The sequence below is a fragment of the Streptomyces sp. R41 genome, assembly GCF_041053055.1.
In the GTDB taxonomy this organism is placed as follows: domain Bacteria; phylum Actinomycetota; class Actinomycetes; order Streptomycetales; family Streptomycetaceae; genus Streptomyces.
In genome coordinates this window covers 141282-160077 of sequence record NZ_CP163443.1, presented here as the reverse complement: position 1 = coordinate 160077, position 18796 = coordinate 141282, and the positions used below count along the sequence as shown (strand labels likewise).

Sequence of the window (18796 nt, the reverse complement as noted above, 5' to 3'; positions counted from 1 at the left end):
GGTCGGACCAGGTCACGTGATCATGGGCTCGTCCATGGCCACCTCGTCAAGGCGTTCACTGGTGACCAGACAGACGACGCGTTGGGCCACCGACACCGCATGGTCGGCGAACGGCTCGTAGTAGCGGCCGACCAGCGTGACGTCCACTGCTGGCGCGACACTGTGCTGCCACTGTTCGTCCGCCATGTGCTGCAAGTGCATACGGTGCAGCTCGTCCATGCGTTCGTCGTCCTTCCCAGGTGAAGGACCGCATTCCTGCGATGCGTGGCCAGAGATCAGGTCCACTGACCGCTGGTTTGGGCGACGTCCTCGCCGATCTGATCGGGTAGCAGGCCCCGCAGGAACTGCGGTGCTGCACAGGGGGAAGGCCGTGCCATTCCGTCAAGCGCCGCACGCTGGCTCACCCCTCGTGCGGTGTGCGGAGTGGACGTAACCGTTTCTGCACTGCGGTGTGTTCGTTGCTTGAGCATGGAACCGGACAGGAATGGTGACGGTGTTCTGGGCCCTGCTGTTCCGGCCTCACTGCTGGGTGCGTACTGGCTGATGGTCGACTCTCCCGCACGGTCGGGTTGCGAGTGTTGCGGGCCGGAACAGGCAACCGAAGCCGCCGCTTGGACGTCAGGAAGCAGCGTCGTCGCCGACAGGGAAGGCCATCTTTTGCCGCGGTCGGCCCTGTCGGAGATGGTGTCCCTTGTCGTGGTGTACGGGATCAGTGGCTGGGAGTGCGCGGGCGTCTGCCCGGGGCGCACTTCCACGGGTGAGGACCGCTCCCTGAACAGGAGGTGGGCCATCGCGTAACTCTCCTTGGTGAACGCCCAGTTCAACCACGAGGAGTGCACGATGGCCCTGTCCCAGTCTGAACTGATACGGCTGCTTGAGTCACTACGCTCGACCGACGGAATCGAGCTCATCCGCGCCATCGCCGAGCGAATGGTGCAGGAGTTGATCGAGGCCGAGGCGAGTGCTCACATCGGTGCGGAGTGGAACGAGCGCACGCCGACGCGGACCAACGTCCGCAACGGGCACCGCGAGAAGGTGCTGACCACGCTGGCCGGCGACCTGGACCTGGAGATCCCCAAGGTCCGCACCGGCAGCTTCTTCCCCAGCCTGCTGGAGCGCCGGCGCCGCATCGACCAGGCCCTCTACGCGGTCATCATGGAGGCATACGTGCATGGCGTCTCCACTCGCAGCGTCGATGACCTGGTCAAAGCCCTGGGCGGGGACAGCGGGATCTCCAAGTCCGAGGTCTCGCGGATCTGCACGATGCTGGATGAGCCGCTGACCGCATTCCGCACCCGCCCGCTGGACCACGTCCGCTTCCCCTACGTCTACTTGGACGCGACCTACTGCAAGGCGCGGGTGAACCATCAGATCGTCTCCCGGGCCGTGGTCGTCGCCACCGGCATCACCGAGGACGGCAACCGCGAGGTCCTGGGCCTGATGGTCGGCGACAGCGAGAGCGAGGCGTTCTGGAAGGAATTCCTGCGCTCGCTGCGAGAGCGCGGCCTGTCCGGGGTTCGCCTGGTCATCACCGACCAGCACGCCGGGCTGGTCGCTGCGGTCCGCAAGGTGATGCTCGGCGCCGCCTGGCAGCGGTGCAGGGTTCATTTCCTGCGAAATGCCTTCAGCGTGATCGACCGGGATTCCGGTGAAATGGTCGCCGCGACGATCCGCACGATCTTCACCCAGCCCACCGCCGGCCTCGTGCGCACGCAGCTGGACACCGTCGCAGACATGCTCGGCACCCAGTTCCCCAAGGTCAAAGCGATGCTGCTGGAGGCGAAGGAGGATCTGACCGCGTTCGCGGACTTCCCGCCGCGGCACTGGAAGAAGATCCAGTCGACGAACCCGCTGGAACGGGTGAACCGGGAGATCAAGCGCAGGATCGATGTCGTCCAGGTCTTTCCCAACGACGACGCGCTCATCCGGCTGGTCACCGCCGTGCTCTTCGAGATGCACGACGAATGGATCGCCTTTCCCCGCCGCTACCTCCCCGAAGGCAGCATGGGCGAGATCTACCGCGAACTCCCCGAAAGCGACCCGGCGCTGCCCAACACTCCAAACACGCCCGCCAGTTGATCCCCAACACCACGACGAGGGACACGACCCTGTCGGATGTGCGGGTGGTGGCACGGGCCGTGATACTCGTCGTGGCCACCGCCGCGATCATTGCTGCTGGCTGGGCGACGGTCGGTGCAGGAGGCTGACACTTGCGTGGGCTTCAATCCGTGGCAGCACCGAGGGGCCCGTCGTGCTTGAGCACCTCGCGCAATACGTCCCCGTGGCCGGTCGGCCCGGCCTTGGGTAACCAGGGACGGCCCGGCGTGCGGCCGGCCCGACGGGGGCGACGGTCGCCGAGTGCTGCGATCTGTGATCGGTGCGTCGCGTGAGGTCACGCCCTTGGGTCGGCGGGGCGCGGGATGACCCGTCGGTGAGGCGGCGGAGCGTGAGGACCTGCTCGCCGCAGCGGTCGTCGAAGCCGTTGAAGGAAGCAGCGCGCACGCTCACGTTCCTCCCCCTACCGGCCGCCGACAAAGGCGACAACCGCGCCATGCTCAATGGGCCCCAGAGCAGGGGTCGGTGCGGGATCCGCCGACCCTTGCGATGCGAGGACACACGAGCCTGCCGTGATCCGAAACAGGAACCGTAGGCCATGCCCCGGGCCGGCCGCGCCGCACGGCGGTGTCGGCTACCGCTCCGGCTGATTGGTGCGGTTGCGTATCAAGCCGCTCTGAGCAGAAGACTCATGACGCCGGGTTCGGCGCGAGGGAGGATCAGGGCATGAGGATGATCAGGACGACGGGTGCCCGGTTCGGGATGCTGCCGATGGCGGTGCTGGCCCTACTGGTTACCGGGTGCGGGACGCACCGGCCGGGCGCCGCAGGGGCGGAAGCGCCTTCGCGGACCGCGGCGACGCCGAGCAAACCGGTGGACTTCCCGTGCCCCGGCGAGAGCCCCACGCCCACGCCATCGGCGAGAGCACAGAGCTCAGGCCCGGCCACACCGCCGCCCGACCACTACGCCGAGAACCATGGCTTCATGGTGCCCTTTCCGCTGCACGGCCGGCACCGCTGCGATGGGCTCGCAGCCGTCCGGCGTGTCGAAGGCGCGCTCGAACCGCTGCGTGAGCGCGGTGATTTCGACCCGGGCAGCACCCACAGCGCACTGACCGCCCTTGGCTTCTCCGCCGGGAAGGTGCAGGCGTACCAGAACGGTCCCACCGGGGTCGGCTTCCTCATCGACGCGTTCCCGCTGTGTGTGGAGGGCACGATGAATCGCGACTCCACTCAGGCCGATGCCTTCGGCGGCTATCCCGACCACACCGGCTGCGATCGTCCCACCGGCGGCCACTGACCGCAGCCCTGCTATGCGGAGTGGTGGATCCAGCGCTGGATGGTGGCGTTGATGCTGTCGGACAGGGCACTGAGCTGCTCGATGGCTTGCCGGTCGTCGGACCGGGGCGGGACGCCGACAGCGGTCAGGGCGGCATGCAGGTCCAGCCGCCTTCGGTCGCGCGGGGCTGATCGTGATGTCGAGGCGACGGGCGGGATCCGGTGCCGGCAGCAGGTACTCGTCCTGCACCGGCCGTGGGGTCGGCTCCCACCAAGAGGAACCGGGCTCGTCGCAGGCGTAGGGGTCGACGAAGGTCTGTGCCGGAGCCGTGCCGGACTCGAAAGCTGGGGCTGCCACAAGGATCTCCTCACATGAGGTATCGGTTCTGCATGCCAGGAGTCGGTTCGTGGACTGGCTGGTTGCAGCGGAGGCCGTACGTCATGCGAACGGAGTCATCGCCAGCTCATCCGCCTGTCGCATCAGCACTCAGGCCCAGCGGCGACTCGGGCCTCGGTTCGTGCGGGACGTTGTCCGGGGCTGGTGTCTCGGGGTGTGGGCAGGCATCTGGAGCGTTTCCGCCGATGGCGGGCCACTCCCGCATCCGGAGCGTTGCCGAGGACGGCGGCGCCTGACCGACGCGCATCGGCCAATGGCAGGCGGGGCCGGCCTGCCCTGTGGCACCACCGGCGGGCCCCTTGAACGGGAGAGCCGTCCAGGAGGCTCCGCCCTGCCCCCGTGTGCTTCTGGAGCCGGTCGTCCGTACCCGGAGATTTTCGACTATTTTGGGCGTGTCGTTAAATGTGGTGCTATCTAAAGACTTGACTGATTCCAGTTCAGCCCTACGGTGGAATGAGAGTTCGTATCCGTCTCCCGAAGGCCGTCATGGAACGCACAGTCCCCGGAGAATCCCGCACGTGGGGAGCAGTCGCCGATCCGGCTGCCCTCGGCCCTGGCCTGCCCATGTCCTCCGCTGGGATGGTGGAGTCATTCGTCGGTGGGCCGTGGGTTCTGCCGTGGTCGCTGGCCGCGTGTGGCGTGGCGCGCAAAGCGATACGTGACGTGCTGCCCCGGTGGGGTCTAGGGGAGCTCGTGGCGACCGCCGAGTTGCTGGTGAGTGAGTTGGTGGGCAACGCGCTGCGGCATGGCGCCGGCCCGCTGTGCCTGACCTTGGAGTGGGTGTCGGATGTGCGCTGTCTGGTCGGTGACGGTTCTTCGCAGCCTCCTCGCCTGACGGAAGCCGGCCTGGAGGACGAGGGGGGCCGAGGACTGGCGCTCGTGGACATGCTGGCCGCACGGTGGGGCTGTGAGCGGGGGCCGGTGGGGAAGAGCGTGTGGTTCGAGCTGTCCGCCGGCGCGGACTCCTGCGGCCCGGAGCGAATGGATCCGCAGGGGAGGGGGCCGGGCGGCTTGGAGGGGCTGGAGTTCCAGGGCGTGCAGGCCCTGGAGGGCGGCAGGGGGAGTGAGGCGGCATGACGCCCGCGACGACCGGCGCGGAGCCCATGGCGCAGGCGGTGACACGCTTGCGTGGGGCCGGCCTACGGGTGACGGCCCAACGCATGGCCGTGCTGATGGTGGTTGCCGAGTCGCTGGGCCATCTCGATGCCGACACTGTGCGTGAGCGGGCTCAGCAGGTGACGGGGCGCCTCTCCTTGCAGGCGACCTACAACGTCCTGCACGCGCTCACGGATGCCGGTCTGGTGCGGTGCACGCAGATTGCCGGGCATCCGGCCCGCTATGAGACCGAGCGTCACGACAATCACCACCATTTCGTCTGCTGCCGTTGCGGCGACATCCGTGATGTCGCATGCAGCGTGGGCGCGGCTCCATGCATGGAACCGCAGCTGCCGGAGGGGTATCTCACCCAGGAGGCCGCCGTGACCTTCTGGGGCCTGTGCCCCGGCTGCCAGGCGACGGCCCCTGCGTCCTGACAACGCGCGGCTTTCGCCCGTACTCCGGTTTTCGCATCAGACGGTCCAGTGCCCCGCCCCGCCGCGGCGCGGCGGCCCGGCGCCGCTGCGGCGCTGGACGGCGGGGCGCTGTTACTCATGTCGGTCCGGTATTGCCTATCTGCGTCCGGTTCGGTGAGGGGTGGGCTTGTTCGGAGGGCAGTGGTAGTTCTGCCCAGATGGTTTTGCCTTGGGGGGTGTAGCGGGTTCCCCATCGTTGGGCGACCTGGGCGACGAGGAAGAGTCCGCGTCCGCCTTCGTCGGTGCTGACGGGGCGGCGTAGGCGTGGTGAGGCGTTGCTGCTGTCGGACACCTCGCAGATGAGGGTGCGTTCTCGGATCAGGCGGAGGCTGATGGGCTGGGAGGCGTGCCTGATCGCGTTGGTGACGAGTTCGCTGACGATGAGTTCGGTGGTGAATGCGGCGTCGTCGAGGTTCCAGGCGCTCAGTTGCCGGTTGGCCATCTGCCGGATGGTGTGGACGGCTGAGGGAACGGCGGGTACGTCCCAGGAGGCGACGTCGTCGGCGCTGAGCGTGCGGGGTCGGGCGACGAGGAAGGCGACGTCGTCGCGTGGGTGCTCGGGCAGCAGCATCCGGACCATGGTGTTGCAGATTTCTTCGAGTGGTCGGTCGGGGTGGGCCAGCGCGAAGCAGAGCCGTTCGAAGCCGACGTCCACGTCGCGGTCGGAGGCTTCGATGAGGCCGTCGGTGTAGAAGGCGATCACACTTCCTTCCTCGATGTCGATCTCGGCGCATTCGAAGGGCAGGCCGCCGAGTCCGAGCGGTGGCCCGGCGGGTATGTCGGGGAATTCCACTGGTTCACGCAGGTGCGCTATGGCGGGGCTGGGATGTCCGGCCCGTGCGACGGTGAGTTTGCGTGAGATGGGGTCGTAGACGGCGTATACACAGGTCCCGCCGATCACCCGGGCGTCGTCGGCGGCGTCGGCTTCGTCCGCGAGTCGGATCACCAGATCGTCGAGGCGGGCCAGGAGCTCGTCGGGCGGCAGGTCGAGGTCGGCGAGCGTCTGCACAGCGGTGCGCAGTCGGCCCATGGTGGCCGCGGCGTGGATACCGTGTCCGACCACGTCCCCGACGACCAGGGCGACCCGTGCGCCGGACAGCGGGATGACGTCGAACCAGTCTCCGCCGACCCCGGCTTCGGTGTCGGCGGGAAGGTAGCGGTAGGCCGCCTCGACCGCGCTCTGCTCGGGCAGGCCGTGGGGGAGCAGGCTGTGCTGGAGGGCGAGTGCGGTGTTGTGCTCGCGGGTGAAACGTCTGGCGTTCTCGATGCAGACGGCCGCGCGGGCTGCGAGTTCTTCTACGAGAAGCTGATCGTCGTCGTCGAAGGGCTCCGGGGACTTCCAGCGCAGCAACGTGGCCACGCCCATGGTCTTTCCTCGGGCCTGGAGGGGGACGACCAGGTGGGAATGCACACCGAGAACGCGCAGCTTGGCCGTGCGCAGCGGGTCCTGGGCCAGCCACGACGTCGACTCGTCGATGACCGGGTCGCGGATCGAGCGACCGGTGGCCAGACATCGGCTCTGCGGGGAGGTGGGCGGGTAGCGGGTGGGATCACCGGCTGTGACCACGACCTCGGGCTGATCTTCCTGGATCGAGAGGTGCGCTGCGCGGCGCAGCACTGTCGCTCCGTCCACCGCGACGGGCGCGAGTTCGCGGGCCGCCAAAACCGTTTCCAGCAGGTCGACGGCGACGAAGTCGGCGACCTGGGGCACCACGATCTCGGCCAGCTCGCGCACGGTCCGGTCCAGATCCAGGGTGGTGCCGATGCGGCTGCTCGCCTCGTTCACCAGGGCGAGTCGCCGGCGGGCCCGGCCTTGGTCGGTGACGTCCACCGCGGTGTGGCACACGCCCAGGACGCGGCTGGTGCGGTCTTGCAACCGGAAGGACGCACAGAGCCTGACGCGCTCACGGTCCCCTCGCAGGGGCTCGTCCGGTTCAGGCACGGCATGCTGGAACGTCAGCAGCGTCTGTCCGCTGTCCAGCGCCTGCCTGGCTTGCCACTCGAGGGTGGATTCGGCCTCCCCGGGCACGGCCTGCCCGACTCTGCGGCCGACGCGCAGCTCGAGGGGCACGCCGTCCATGCGTTCCAGCGCGCGGTTGACCAGCTGGTACCGCAGCTCGGTGTCCACCACGGCTATCCCTATGGGCGACTGGTCGAGCAGGCCGCGCAGCACTGCCTGGCCCAGTTCCCACCTGCGCAGCGAGCTCACCTCGGTGACCACGGCAAGCCAGCTTCGGCGCCCACCACCGTCCTGGAGCGGGCAGGTGCGCAGTGCCAGTTCCACACGGTGGCCGGCGCGATGCCTGGCGGCGACCAGACCTTCCCAGCCGTTGCCCGCACGGCACGGCTCGGACACGGCGGACGCGAGGTCTGCTCCGCCTGTCAGCAGTGAGGCGGCAGACCGCCCCAGAACCTCGCGTGCCCGGTAGCCGAGCAAAGCCTGCGCGCCCTTGCTCCATCGCTCGATCAGACCGTGCGCGTCGATGCCGACCACAGCCGCACGGGTGATGTCGAACGGCTCAGCGAGGTATTCGTACGCCATGCCCTCTGTCGCCATGGTGCGGATCCCCTCAAGGGGCCTAATCCTTAGCACCACAGTCTCACGCCGGTCCACGGCCTTGCGCGGGCACGTGCCTCCCACGAGGTGCTGCCGCCCGCCCCGCCGGTGAGACGGCGATCCTGCGGTCGACGGCCTGCGCGACGGGTGCACAGGCCGTCGAGGAATACCGCGCCGAGCAGCACCCCACCGAAAACGGGCCCTACGTCGACGCGTGACCGTTGGCCCCACCAGCCCGTGTCGCCTCGTCTCAGCTTGTTCCCTGGCCCTGCCAGGTGCCGGGCGGCACAGACGACCTGCCGGTATCAGCAGATCTTGCCCGGGCCGGGCCGCGGTGGCCTTGAGCAGCTCCCGCAATAGAACGAAGTCGATGTTCTCCGGCCTGCGGAAACGCAGGCAGCCCTTGCCCATGTCCGGCCCGGCCAGCCGCTGCTCGAACGCCTGACGGACGTCACTGCGCATGAGGTAGAAGGAGACGTACTGCTTCTGGCTGGCGAACGCGATCTCCGCGGCGCCGTCCCGCTCGTATGCGGGCATCCCGTACGCCATGACTTCGTCGAAGCCCTGCAGTTCCTCTCGGCACAGTTTCCGCAACCTGGTCAAGGCGTGCCTGCGCTCCTCGGGCACCTCGGCCAGATAGCCGTCGACAGTCTCTGCCTCGCTCCGCACCATTCCACGAGGCTATGCCGGATTCGAAGCCGTGATCAACATGTCGATCACGTCCTGGCGGAGCGTTGAGGGTGCCCCGCCCGACGTGGGTGCGGCCGGGGCCGGAGCTGCACCGCAGGCGCGGTGAACTCGGCCACGACGGCGGCCAGTTCGGGGCGCGCGTAGATGAGGTGATCGAAAACCATGACCCGGAGTCGGCCGCATCCCGCCCGGCAACGGCGACGGGGGCATCAGTACGACGTCCGCGCCGCCGCGCCCGACCTGGCTCAGGCGTTGCCGGAGCGCAGACCGGCACGCAGCTCGGCGAGCGTGTCCGCGCGGAGCGTGCGCGGCGCCGTCGCCGGTCGGCTGGGACGACCGTGCAGGTGAGGGCCGTGGTGCAGCCGCCGTCGGCGAATTGGGCGAGCGGGCCGCGCGGGGGAGTGCCCCACGGCAACCACGCGGGCCCCGACGTTCGCTGCGTGCCTGGCGATGGCCCGGCCCCGGCGGCGGCATGGCCGCCGAGGCCGCCGCATATCTGGCCGGTAGTGGTCAGGCCCTGGTTCGCGGATCTGCGGCTCGACGGCGTCCACGATCGAGCCCTTCGGCGCCCGCTGGCACTCACCGTCAGGCGTTGCCGCTTCATACCGGCACCATCAACCACCGTCGCGGAGGTGAACTCCGTCAGTCGACCGGCCATGTGTGAACCGGGGCGTTGAGGTGCATGTAGTCGATGTACTGCTGCGTCATCCGCCGCAGGGCCTCGTGGCGGCCGGCATGGGTGGTGGCGTCGATGTGGTGGAACATCTCCTTCTGCCAGACCGCTCCGTTGCGTGCGGTGACGCACCGCTGCTCGATGACGCCGAGCAGCGGCTCCCGCCAGGCTTCGTCCATGCCGGAGTGCTGCAGTCCCCGGTGCGCCAGAGGCAGCAGACGGCGCAGGACGAGTTCGGGCACCGGCACCTCGCCCATCCCTGGCCAGTACAGCCGCGCATCAATGCCGTGCCGCGCGGCCGTGTGCAGGTTGTCCTCGGCGGCCGAGAAGGACATCCGCGACCACACGGGCCGGTCTTCCTCCACGAGGGCTCGGGTGAGCCCGTAGTAGAAGGCGCCGTTGGCGAGGGTGTCGGCGACGGTCGGGCCGGCGGGCAGCACACGGTTCTCCACCCGCAGGTGAGGTCTGTCGTGGGCGATGGCGTAGACCGGGCGGTTCCAGCGGTAGATGGTGCCGTTGTGCAGAGTGAGCTCGGCCAGTTCGGGGATGTCGCCGCGGTCCAGCGTCTGTGCTGGATCCTGCTTGTCGCACAGGGGTAGCAGCGCCGGGAAGTAGCGCAGGTTCTCCTCGAAGAGGTCGAAGACGCTGTTGATCCACCGCTCTCCGAACCAGACCCTGGGTCGCACTCCCTGCACCTTGATCTCCTGTGGGCGGGTGTCGGTCGCCTGCTCGAACAGCGGGATACGGGTTTCGTGCGACAGTTCCTTGCCGAACAGGAACGGAGAATTGGCCGCCAGCGCGACCTGGATCCCGGCGATCGCCTGCGCGGCGTTCCAGTAATCGGCGAACTCCTCCGGGGACACCTGGAGATGGAACTGGGTGCTGGTGCAGGCGGCTTCGGGGGTGATCGTGTCGGCGTAGGTCCGCAGCCGGTCGACGCCGTCCACCTCGATGAGGAGGTCTTCGCCCCGAGCCGCGAAGACCTGCTCGTTGATCAGGTGGTAGCGCGCGTTCTCCGACAGCGCCGTCTCGCCGACGTCCTCCTCCCGCAGGGTAGGCAGGATTCCGATCATGATCAGACGTGCGTCGACCGACCTGGCGCGTTGCTCCGCGTGATTCAGCGCGGCGCGTATCTCGGACTCCCAGGCGTCGGGGCCGCCCGCTGTCAGACGTCGGGGCGGAATGTTGATCTCGAGGTTGAACCGGCCGAGCTCCGTGGACCAGGCCGGGTCCGCGATCGCCTCGAGCACATCGGTGTTGCACATCGTCGGCTCTGCCTCGTCGTCGACCAGGTTCAGCTCGATCTCCAGGCCCACCTGGGGATGTTCGGATTCGAACCGTGAATCGCGCAGCATCTGCGCGAGGGCGTCGAGGCACTCCTGCATCTTGATCCGGTACCGGCGACGGTCCTCGCGGGTGAAAACCAGCGCCGGGACGTCCCGTCCCATCGGCCCTCCCGGGTTTCCCTCCTCGGACCCCTCTCCACCCCAGCGTCGCACCGCCGGGCGGCCCTGACCAGGCGAGACGGGGATCGCGGCACGGGCTGATCGGCGCAGGCCACGGTTGGCCGACGGGACCTTTGAACGGCTGTCGCACCAGGTCCAGGCCGCCTCAGGCCTCGACCCGATCATCGCGGTCGGCGAAGTGTGGGGACTCGGGGTGAAACCTTGAGTAGAACATCGCGGAGCGCGTTGCCGCCGTGTTCTTCGCCCTTGAGTACGGCATCGAGGCCGGCGAGATCCAACCGCCGGTCGCCGACGCGGAGCGTGCGCGCCCACCGGCTCGGCACGGGTAGTCGTCAGCGCGATGCTGCGAGCCTTTCCCCTCGGGCAGGGTGTGATCCTCGACAGGCTGCTCGAGGAGTTGCCTGGGACGTGCGTCGCGTGAGATGCACCCTGGCGGCCGGAACATATGAAGCGGGCCGCCAGGATGTCGTATGTCAGCTACTCGAAGAGCTTCTTGAAGACCCGTGTGGCTGCCTCGCTCTCGGCGGCGGCGGGTGACAGCTCGCTCAGGGTGTCGAGGTCGGTGTCCGCCTTCAGTTCTGCTTCCCAGGCGGCGGCGAGCTTTTCCTGCTCCTCGCGTGGTTGCTGCTGGAGGTGTTCTCGGGCGCGTGGGCTCAGAGCGGCGAGGAATCGTTCGAGGGTATCGATGGGCATTCTTTTCTCCTTGATCACGGGAGGTGTCGCTGCTGCGGACACTGTCCAAGATCGCCTCGGCCCCGCCCGGTGATGCGCCTCTGCTTCACCAGCGCGGACAGCAGGCGCCGCGCAGTCCCGCATTCGGCTTTGCGCCGCCGACCCGCCCACACCGCAACGGGCAGCTCGGCTGGTCAGCCTGGGTGGGTGCTCGATTCGTTGGATTCGCGTGCGGTGAACAGGCATCGTCCCTTCTCGTGGCGGCGGTGTTGTGGAGAAGGCGGCGGCTCCACGTGTAGCGGGGTGGGCCGCTGTATCGGCTAGAGGGCCCGGGCGACGAGGAGGGCGACATCGTCGTGGTCGTCGGGGTGGCGCAGGCCGTACAGCAGGAGGTCGCAGGTCTCTTCGAGCGGCCTTTGGGGTTCGTCGAGGAAGCTGAGGAGCACGTTCAGGCGGTCGTCGATGGGGTGTTGCCGGGTTTCGACGAGGCCGTCGGTGTAGAGGACCAGCAGGTCGCCGGGGCCGAAGTCCTCCGTCGTGGTCTCGAAGGAGATGCCGCCGACGCCGAGCGGGGCTCCGGAGGGCAGGTCGAGCAGTGCGGGAGCCTGGCCGGGGCGGGCCATCGCGGGCGGCATGTGTCCTGCGTTGGCGATGTGGCACTGCCTTGTGTGGGGGTCGTACACGGCATAGAGGCAGGTGACGATGTAGTGCTCCAGATCGCAGGTGATTTTGTCCAGGTGCTGGAGCACGGCGTCCGGGGCGAGGTCGAGGTCTGCGTAGGCGCAGGTGGCGGTGCGCAGCCGGCCCATGGTGGCGGCTGCGTCGATGCCGTTGCCCATGACGTCGCCGACGACCAGCGCGGTTCTGTCGTCGGCCAGCGAGATGACGTCGTACCAGTCGCCGCCGACTTCGCTGGTGCTCTGGGCGGGCTGGTAGCGGGAGGCGAGTTCCAGGCCGGTGTGGTGCGGCGCGTGGTCGGGCAGCAGGCTGCGCTGGAGGGTCAGGGCGGTGTTGCGCACGCTCTGGAACCAGCGGGCGTTGTCGATGGCCACGGCTGCGCGGGTGGCGAGCTCAGTGGCCAGGATGACGTCGTCCTGGTCGAACGGGAGCGGGTTGCGGGTGCGTTTGAGGTCGAGGGCGCCCAGCACTTCGCCGTGGGCGATCAACGGCACGGCGAGATAGGAGTGGACGCCGGCGCGGGCCAGGAGTGCGGTGGCCTCGGCGTCGCGGGCGATGCGCTGTAGATCGTGGTCGCCCACGTGGCGTACCAGGACCGGTCGGCCGGTGTGGACGCACAGGGTGACCAGGCGGTCGCCCCCGTAGGCGGCGAGGTCACCGGGAGGGTCGGCGGCACGCAGGGCCACCGTGGGATGCGCCGCTTTGAGGGCAAGCGCGCGGAAGAGTTCCGGGCCGTTGTCCGGTCTGCGTGAGCGGCGGCAGGCCAGGGCGGAGTCGAGAATGTCCACGGCGACCACATCGGCGAGCTCGGGGGTGGCGATCTCGGCCAGTTCGTGGGCGGTCTGCTCCACCTCCAACGTGGTGCCGACGCGGATGGAGGCGTCGGCGATGAGAGCCAGGCGGCGCCGGGCCCGGTCGGCCTGGGTGGCCGCGCGGTGCCGCTCGGTGACGTCGACGACCGAGGTGGCGGCGCCCAGGACCCGCCCGCCGGGGTCCTCCAGCCGGTAGAAGGAGAGGGACCAGGCATGGTCGTGCTCGAGGTCGTGCTCATGGTCATGGTCGGCCGGGGGGCGGCCCACGTGGAACTGGTCGAGCAGAGGGGTTCCGGTGGTGAGCACCTGGCGCAGGGCGGACTCGATGGTGTCGACGTCGGGGAAGGGCAGAGTCTCCCTCATGTGGCGCCCGATGTGGTCTTCGGCGGGTATGCCGTCGATGCGCTCCAGTGCGGGGTTGACCAAGAGGTAGCGCAGGTCGGGATCCAGGAGTGCGAGGCCGATCGGGGACTGGTTGATCAGCCGCTCGCACAGGGCCAGGTCGGTTTCGACGCGCTGGAGCAGGGTGTGGTCGGCCGCGATGCCGAGGGCGTACACATCCCCGAGATCGTCGAGCAGCCGCATGTTGCGGAACTCCATCAGCCGAGTGGTGCCGTCCTTGTGCCGGATGGGGAAGGCGCCGGCCCAGCTCCGGCCGGTCTCCAGCACCTCCGCGAAAAGACTTTGGACAGCCTTCAGATGTTCCGGGTGGATGAACAGTCGCGCTGCGTACTTGCCCAGGGCCTCTTCCGCGGTATAGCCGAAGAGCTCCTCGGCCTGAGGGGTCCAGAACACAATCCGCCCGCCGGCGTCCAGGACCACCGCGGCCACGCTCAGCACATCCAGCAGGCCGATCGGCCGGGACGGCTCGAGGTCCAACTCGTCACCGTTGAACTGGAAGGATTCGGCTGTCATCCCAGACCTTCCTCCACCAGGGCAGGACATGCCGACCTCTGCAGGCAACGCCGCACGCCTCGGTTCTGAATACCCGTGCTTCCATGCTCCCTCTGGCCCCTCACATTGCCCAGCGGCAGCGCATTGGCATGTCCAAACCGAGGTAGGCGGGCATGATGCTCCCCATGGACCTCCGGCCTGGCTGAATTGGTGCTGCGTGTCCGCTCGGGTGGCGAAGCGCAATCGTCTGGTTGGGCGGCGTTGGATGCGGGGGACCTGGCAGGTGTGGGCACGGGCCCAAGAAGTCATCTCATTTCGCGGGCCTGCGGCAGCAGATGAGTGCGCTGGCGAGGCTCGTGAAGGCGAGGAAGTGGTCGCCTTTGCGCTCGTGGCGTCGTGTCAGGCGGCGACCGTCGGCGAGCCCCGCCATGGTGCGCTCGATGGTCAAGCGGTGGCGGCCCAGCCGCTGCGAGGCGCACGAGGGGCTGCGGGGCCGGGTGTGCTCACTTTCCGGCGTTCAGGTGCTTGATTTTGATCCAGTCGCGGGTGCGGCGGCCGGGCAGGTAGGGGCTGGTGAGACGTTTGGCGACCACGCCGTCGAAGCCCTCATAGAGGCTTTGCTCCATGGCCTGGGTGGCGAGTGGGGGCCAGGCCGCGGGCGTCGCGATGCCGGGACCGGCAAGGCCCAGGTCATCGAGGAGGTCCCGGCGGGCGGTGTAGGGAAGCTGCACCGTCGGCTCCCCGAGGTAGAGGATGTCGAAGAGCATCAGCTGGATCGGCAGGTCATTGGCTGCGTGGCCGATGGCCTCGGGGTGGTGCAGGCTCATGCGTTGCTGCAGGCGCTCCACCGACGGGTGTCCGTCACCGTCGAAGGTGACAATTTCGCCGTCGAGCACGGCCTCCGGCGCGGGCAGGAGTCTGGCGAGCGCCTGGAGTTCGGGGTACTGCGCGGTGACATCCATCCCAGTCTGGGACAACAGCCGCACGCTTCCGTCGCCGGGCAGATAGGCAATGACCCGGGCCCCGTTCCAGAGCGTCTCAAACGCGAACTCGGCCTCCGTCTCCGGACCGGGCGGCGCGCCAATCACCGCGAGCATCGGAGACAGCAGGGGCAGCACATCATGAGCGTCTGGGGAAGGGTGCACGCTCATAGTTCAAGCGTGCCCCCATCGGCGTGTTTCGGCCACCCGCCCGCGGTGGTTGTGCGTAGGCGGATGACGCCGTGAGGACCGTCAGCCTCGTCGCCGGTCAGGGCTTCATCGCTCAGGGCTTCTCTTATGGATCACGTCGCGGAAGCTCTGGACCGCAGGATCAGAGGCTGTTGCAGCGTGAGGGGGCGGCATGGCGACTGGGACTACGTCTGATGCAGGCGACGTGCTGGAGCCGGTCAGGCAGCACTCGCCGGTTCCGTCGTATGACTTCGACGTGGGACCTTCGCCGAGCTTCGTCCCGCGTCCGGCTGCCCATGTCGGTCACGGCGCGGGGCTGTCGCCCTCGGGCAGGGTCAGGCCCAGCCGGATCTGGCTGTCCGCGGTTGCCAGGATCGTTTCGTTGACGTCCCGGGGGTTCCATCCCAGCATCGAACGGGCCTTTTCATTGCTGATGACGGGAATCCTGCCCTGCAGAGTTGCGGCATCCCGCAGGGCCGGCTCGGTCCTCGCGGCCTCGCGCACCTCCTCGATGGTCAGCTCTGCGGAGGGCAGTAGTGCGGCTGCGGCGGGGAAGTGCTCACGCAGGATCTGTGCCATGTCGAAAAGGCTGATCGACGGTCCGCTGACGGCGAGGAAGCGCTCGCCGGCCACTTTCGGGTGCAGCATGGCGCGCAGATGCAGATCCACGACGTCACGCACGTCGACGACGCCGAAGTACATGATCGGCACCACCGGCATCTGCCCGGTCAGCATGCGCGTGACCAGACCGACCGAGCCGGACGGCCGGTTGCCCAGTTGAGGACCGAAGATGCCAGTCGGGTTGACGACCGTCAGCTCAATGTCTCCATGGGTGTGGACGTAGTCCCAGGCCGCACGCTCGGCGAGAACCTTCGACTTGTGGTAGGCAGGCAGGCCCTCGGTGTCCGGGTCGGTCCAGTCCGCCTCCGAGTAGTGGTTGTCAGGCTTCAGCGTGTATCCGACCGCGGCGTAGGACGACGTCATTACCACGCGCGGGACGCCGGTCTTTCGGGCCGCGGAGATGACCCGCAGGGCGCCGTCACGGGCGGGGAGGATGATTTCGTCCTCCGTCTCGGGCGGAGTGAACGGGAAGGGCGACGCGTGGTGCAGTACGTGGCTGACACCGTCCATGGCCTCCACCCAGCCGCGGTCGGCGCTGAGGTCGGCGACGACGAACTCCAGCCGGCCCGCCGGATCGACCTCGGCCTGATGGAGCGCTGCCAGTACCTCGGCCTCCTGTCCGGACTCCCGAACCGTCACACGGGTTCGATACCCCTCGCTCATCAGCCGGGCGACCGAGTGGCTGCCGACAAAGCCGGTACCACCGGTGACGAGTACCGTCCCGAGTTCTGAGGGGGAGGCGGCGAAATCTTCTGTGCTCATCTTGCTCAGTCCTTCAGTACGTGAATTGGTCCATTACGCGCGTGACAGCTTCGATTGCCCGCTTCTCGGCGGCCGAGTCCCCACGGACACGGGCATCCCACAGGTCTGCCTTGCGCCGCAGATACGTCAGGCGCAGCTGAAGCTGCTCGATGTCGGCGGCCAGCTTTTCCGCCTGCGAGGCGAACAGATCCCGCTGCTCGGCCGCCGCGTAGTCTCCCTGCGCGAGTAGGTCCAGGTAGCGGCGCATCCCACTGACCGTCATCCCCGCCGAACGCAGGCAGGACAGCGCCTCGATGCGGTCCACGGTCGTGGGCTCGTACCGGCGATGACCGCTGGACTCGTCCCGGGCGACTTTTCCCAGCAGGCCGATCTTCTCGTAGTAGCGGAGTGTGGGCTCGGTGAAACCCGATCGGCGAGCCATCTCCTGGATGGTCAGGCCCACGGCTTGTTCTGTCCTCGCTGCTGCCATGCAGAAAGCCTCCGATACCTGAAGCGCTTCAAGTCAATCCGGCATTTGGGCAATGTGACGCGCGTCTCCCAAATGGCGTAGCGGAATGGCCGGGTCTGGATCCCCAAGCAACGAACGCCAACTCCCGTTCAGCCTCGGGCGATCGGGCGGAACGTCATGGATCGATCGGCACAGCCACGATTACTCCGGCGCGGTGCGTCCACCTGGCGGTTCGTCGGGTTCTCCGAACCTCGGCACCTGCATCCGATGCAGTTCCGCTCACAGGTGCTCGGGCCGGCCGGGGTGCCGCCACCGTCCGCACGCTCGGGCGCCGGTTGAGGCGGCGCAGCGGCCGCTCGAACCACCAGCGCGATGAGTGACAGTGCGATCGGACGGGTGAAGTCCAGGACGCTGCGGGCGTGTTCGACGATGCGCTCGGGCTGCCGTACGTCTGCCTCTGCCTGCGACGACGCCTGCTGTGCGTGTGGCGGCGGTGCGGATGCAACGGGCTCGGCCCCTACCGGCATTGGCAGGGGGCGCCCCGCTGCCGTGCTCATTCGCGGATGTCCTGCAGCAGCCAATCGCGCGGGATCTCGTGGCCGAGCCCGCGCTCCTTGGCGCGCTCGTACACGACCGCCGCGACGGCGTGGAACTGGGCGCCCTGGATGTTGCCGCGTTCGGAGAACGTCACCTGCTCCTCGTCGTCACGGGCACGGTCGTGGCCGGCGAGGGCGGCGTCGAGGCGGACCAGCCGGGCGTGCTGGGGCGGCCGGTGTCCGCCTCTGTCGTGATGGTGCCGCCAGACCGGGGCGTCCGGCCGGGCCCGGTAGGTCACGTATTCGTCCTCGGTGGCCCAGCCGGGAGCCGAGGCGGGCGCACTGGCACTGCCGAGCCGCAGCCACACGTCGAAGCGATCCCGTGCCCGCGCGTCGGGCCGCCCTCCGACACAGGTGACGTGCGTTCCCGGGCGCAGATGGTGCCCGAAGACGACGTCGCCGACGGTGTCGGTGCAGCCCGCCACGATGTCGGCGCCGTGCTGGGCTTGTTCGGGCTCGTCCACCGCCACCACCTCCAGGCCGTGCCGCTCCCGCATCTCGGCGGCGAAGCGCTCCCGGTGGCGCCGGGTGGGGCTGTATACCTGGACCCGTTCGAGCGGGCGCACGGCCAAGAACGCCTCGACGTGGCTGCGCGCCATGCCCCCGGAGCCGAGCAGACCCAGCACCCGGGCGTCCGCGCGGGCACCGAAACGCACACCGATGGCTGAATCGGCACCTACGCGCAGGTGTTGCAGCAACCCGTCGTTGAGCAGGGCCACGGGCTCGCCGGTCCGCGCGTCGAGCAGGAGCACCAGCCCGCAGAACCGCCCCGGCCGCACGCAGTACTTCTCCTGCGTCCGCAGCCCGGGCGGGCCGGTCTCCCTGAGCACGTCGGACTTCATCCGGATGGCGACGTAACCGCTGCGCGCGGAGCTACCCTCCATGGTTCCCCACCGGTACACCCGCGTGTCGTCGACGGGCAGGGACAGGTCGATGCGCGGACGGCAGATCCCGACTCCGTCGGCGAGATCGCGGTACGACTCCTCGAGCGCCCGTACGGCGTCGGCCATGGTTGAACGCCGGTCCCGGATCGGGCAGTTCGGCGATGTCCTCGTCGGGGATCGGACGCAGGGGAGCGCCGGTGGCGGCCACGGCGAGGGCCGTGCGGGCCAGCGAGTCGACCGCCAGCGCCCGGGTGACCGCTTCGGCCACGGCGTGGGCCGGGTCGCCCGTGCCGACGGCGACGAGTCCGTGCCCGCGTTGACGGCCCGGTGGCCTGCGGCTGTGGGGATCGTGGAGCGCATGGCGCCGGATGAGCAGTGGGAGCTTTTCCAGCGAGTGGTGCCCGAGCCGCCCTCGCGGTCGTGGGGGCGGCGGCCGACGGCGGCATGGAGATCGGGAGGTGCCGGCGGCGATCATCTTTGCGGCCGCCTCGGGCTGCACTTGGCGGCAGCTTGCTCCTTCGTTCGGACCGTCGGGCCCGACTGCTCATCGCCGATCGGCGCGCCGGCGGAAATT

At 68.7% G+C, this 18796-nt stretch carries 12 protein-coding genes and 4 pseudogenes; 5 read left to right on the top strand and 11 right to left on the bottom strand.

Annotated elements, in window-relative coordinates:
- Positions 1-12: 12 nt before the first annotated feature.
- Positions 13-234 (bottom strand): annotated as a pseudogene (locus AB5J53_RS00895) (PhoU domain-containing protein); the annotation flags it as partial.
- A gap of 606 nt (positions 235-840) precedes the next feature.
- Here AB5J53_RS00895 and AB5J53_RS00890 point away from each other — a divergent pair.
- The 4 genes from AB5J53_RS00890 (at position 841) to AB5J53_RS00875 (ending at position 5261) form a co-directional block, all read left to right on the top strand.
- Positions 841-2079, top strand: coding sequence for an IS256 family transposase (locus AB5J53_RS00890; protein ID WP_369251977.1), 1239 nt, complete (start codon positions 841-843; stop codon positions 2077-2079).
- Positions 2080-2781: 702 nt separating this feature from the next.
- Complete coding sequence (locus AB5J53_RS00885) at positions 2782-3354, top strand: hypothetical protein (RefSeq protein ID WP_369243725.1); 573 nt, start codon at positions 2782-2784, stop codon at positions 3352-3354.
- A gap of 1068 nt (positions 3355-4422) precedes the next feature.
- Positions 4423-4806, top strand: a complete 384-nt coding sequence (locus tag AB5J53_RS00880) for an ATP-binding protein (protein WP_369243724.1) — start codon at positions 4423-4425, stop codon at positions 4804-4806.
- On the top strand, positions 4803-5261 hold the full coding sequence (locus AB5J53_RS00875; RefSeq protein WP_369243723.1) for a Fur family transcriptional regulator: 459 nt from the start codon (positions 4803-4805) through the stop codon (positions 5259-5261). The genes AB5J53_RS00880 and AB5J53_RS00875 overlap by 4 nt, the downstream gene beginning before the upstream one ends.
- A 115-nt stretch (positions 5262-5376) precedes the next feature.
- Here the strand turns inward: AB5J53_RS00875 and AB5J53_RS00870 are convergent, their stop codons facing one another.
- From AB5J53_RS00870 to AB5J53_RS00825, 10 genes and pseudogenes are all read right to left on the bottom strand, one after another.
- Positions 5377-8529 (bottom strand): SpoIIE family protein phosphatase, encoded by a 3153-nt coding sequence (locus tag AB5J53_RS00870; RefSeq protein WP_369243722.1) that lies wholly within the window; start codon positions 8527-8529, stop codon positions 5377-5379.
- Between the two features lie 660 nt (positions 8530-9189).
- Positions 9190-10668, bottom strand: a complete 1479-nt coding sequence (locus AB5J53_RS00865; protein ID WP_369243721.1) for a glutamate--cysteine ligase — start codon at positions 10666-10668, stop codon at positions 9190-9192.
- Positions 10669-11163: 495 nt separating this feature from the next.
- The gene (locus AB5J53_RS00860) at positions 11164-11379 is read right to left on the bottom strand and encodes a hypothetical protein (RefSeq protein WP_369243720.1); all 216 of its coding nucleotides are present in this window, start codon (positions 11377-11379) and stop codon (positions 11164-11166) included.
- A gap of 299 nt (positions 11380-11678) precedes the next feature.
- Positions 11679-13763, bottom strand: a complete 2085-nt coding sequence (locus tag AB5J53_RS00855) for a SpoIIE family protein phosphatase (protein ID WP_369243719.1) — start codon at positions 13761-13763, stop codon at positions 11679-11681.
- Positions 13764-14052: 289 nt separating this feature from the next.
- Positions 14053-14214: pseudogene (locus AB5J53_RS00850) on the bottom strand (IS5/IS1182 family transposase); the annotation flags it as partial.
- A gap of 31 nt (positions 14215-14245) precedes the next feature.
- Positions 14246-14893 carry a hypothetical protein gene (locus AB5J53_RS00845; protein WP_369243718.1) on the bottom strand — a complete coding sequence of 216 codons (648 nt, stop codon included), beginning with the start codon at positions 14891-14893 and terminating at the stop codon, positions 14246-14248.
- A 321-nt stretch (positions 14894-15214) separates the two neighbouring features.
- Positions 15215-16294: an NAD-dependent epimerase/dehydratase family protein gene (locus AB5J53_RS00840; RefSeq protein ID WP_369243717.1), complete on the bottom strand. Its 1080-nt coding sequence runs from the start codon at positions 16292-16294 to the stop codon at positions 15215-15217.
- Between the two features lie 13 nt (positions 16295-16307).
- Positions 16308-16763 (bottom strand): MerR family transcriptional regulator, encoded by a 456-nt coding sequence (locus AB5J53_RS00835; RefSeq protein ID WP_369243716.1) that lies wholly within the window; start codon positions 16761-16763, stop codon positions 16308-16310.
- Positions 16764-17104: 341 nt separating this feature from the next.
- A pseudogene (locus AB5J53_RS00830) lies at positions 17105-17269 on the bottom strand (SAM-dependent methyltransferase); the annotation flags it as partial.
- 26 nt (positions 17270-17295) lie between these two features.
- Positions 17296-18348, bottom strand: coding sequence for a hypothetical protein (locus tag AB5J53_RS00825; protein WP_369243715.1), 1053 nt, complete (start codon positions 18346-18348; stop codon positions 17296-17298).
- Between the two features lie 232 nt (positions 18349-18580).
- Between AB5J53_RS00825 and AB5J53_RS00820 the strand changes: the two are divergent.
- Positions 18581-18776, top strand: a pseudogene (locus tag AB5J53_RS00820) (transposase); the annotation flags it as partial.
- Positions 18777-18796 lie beyond the last annotated feature (20 nt).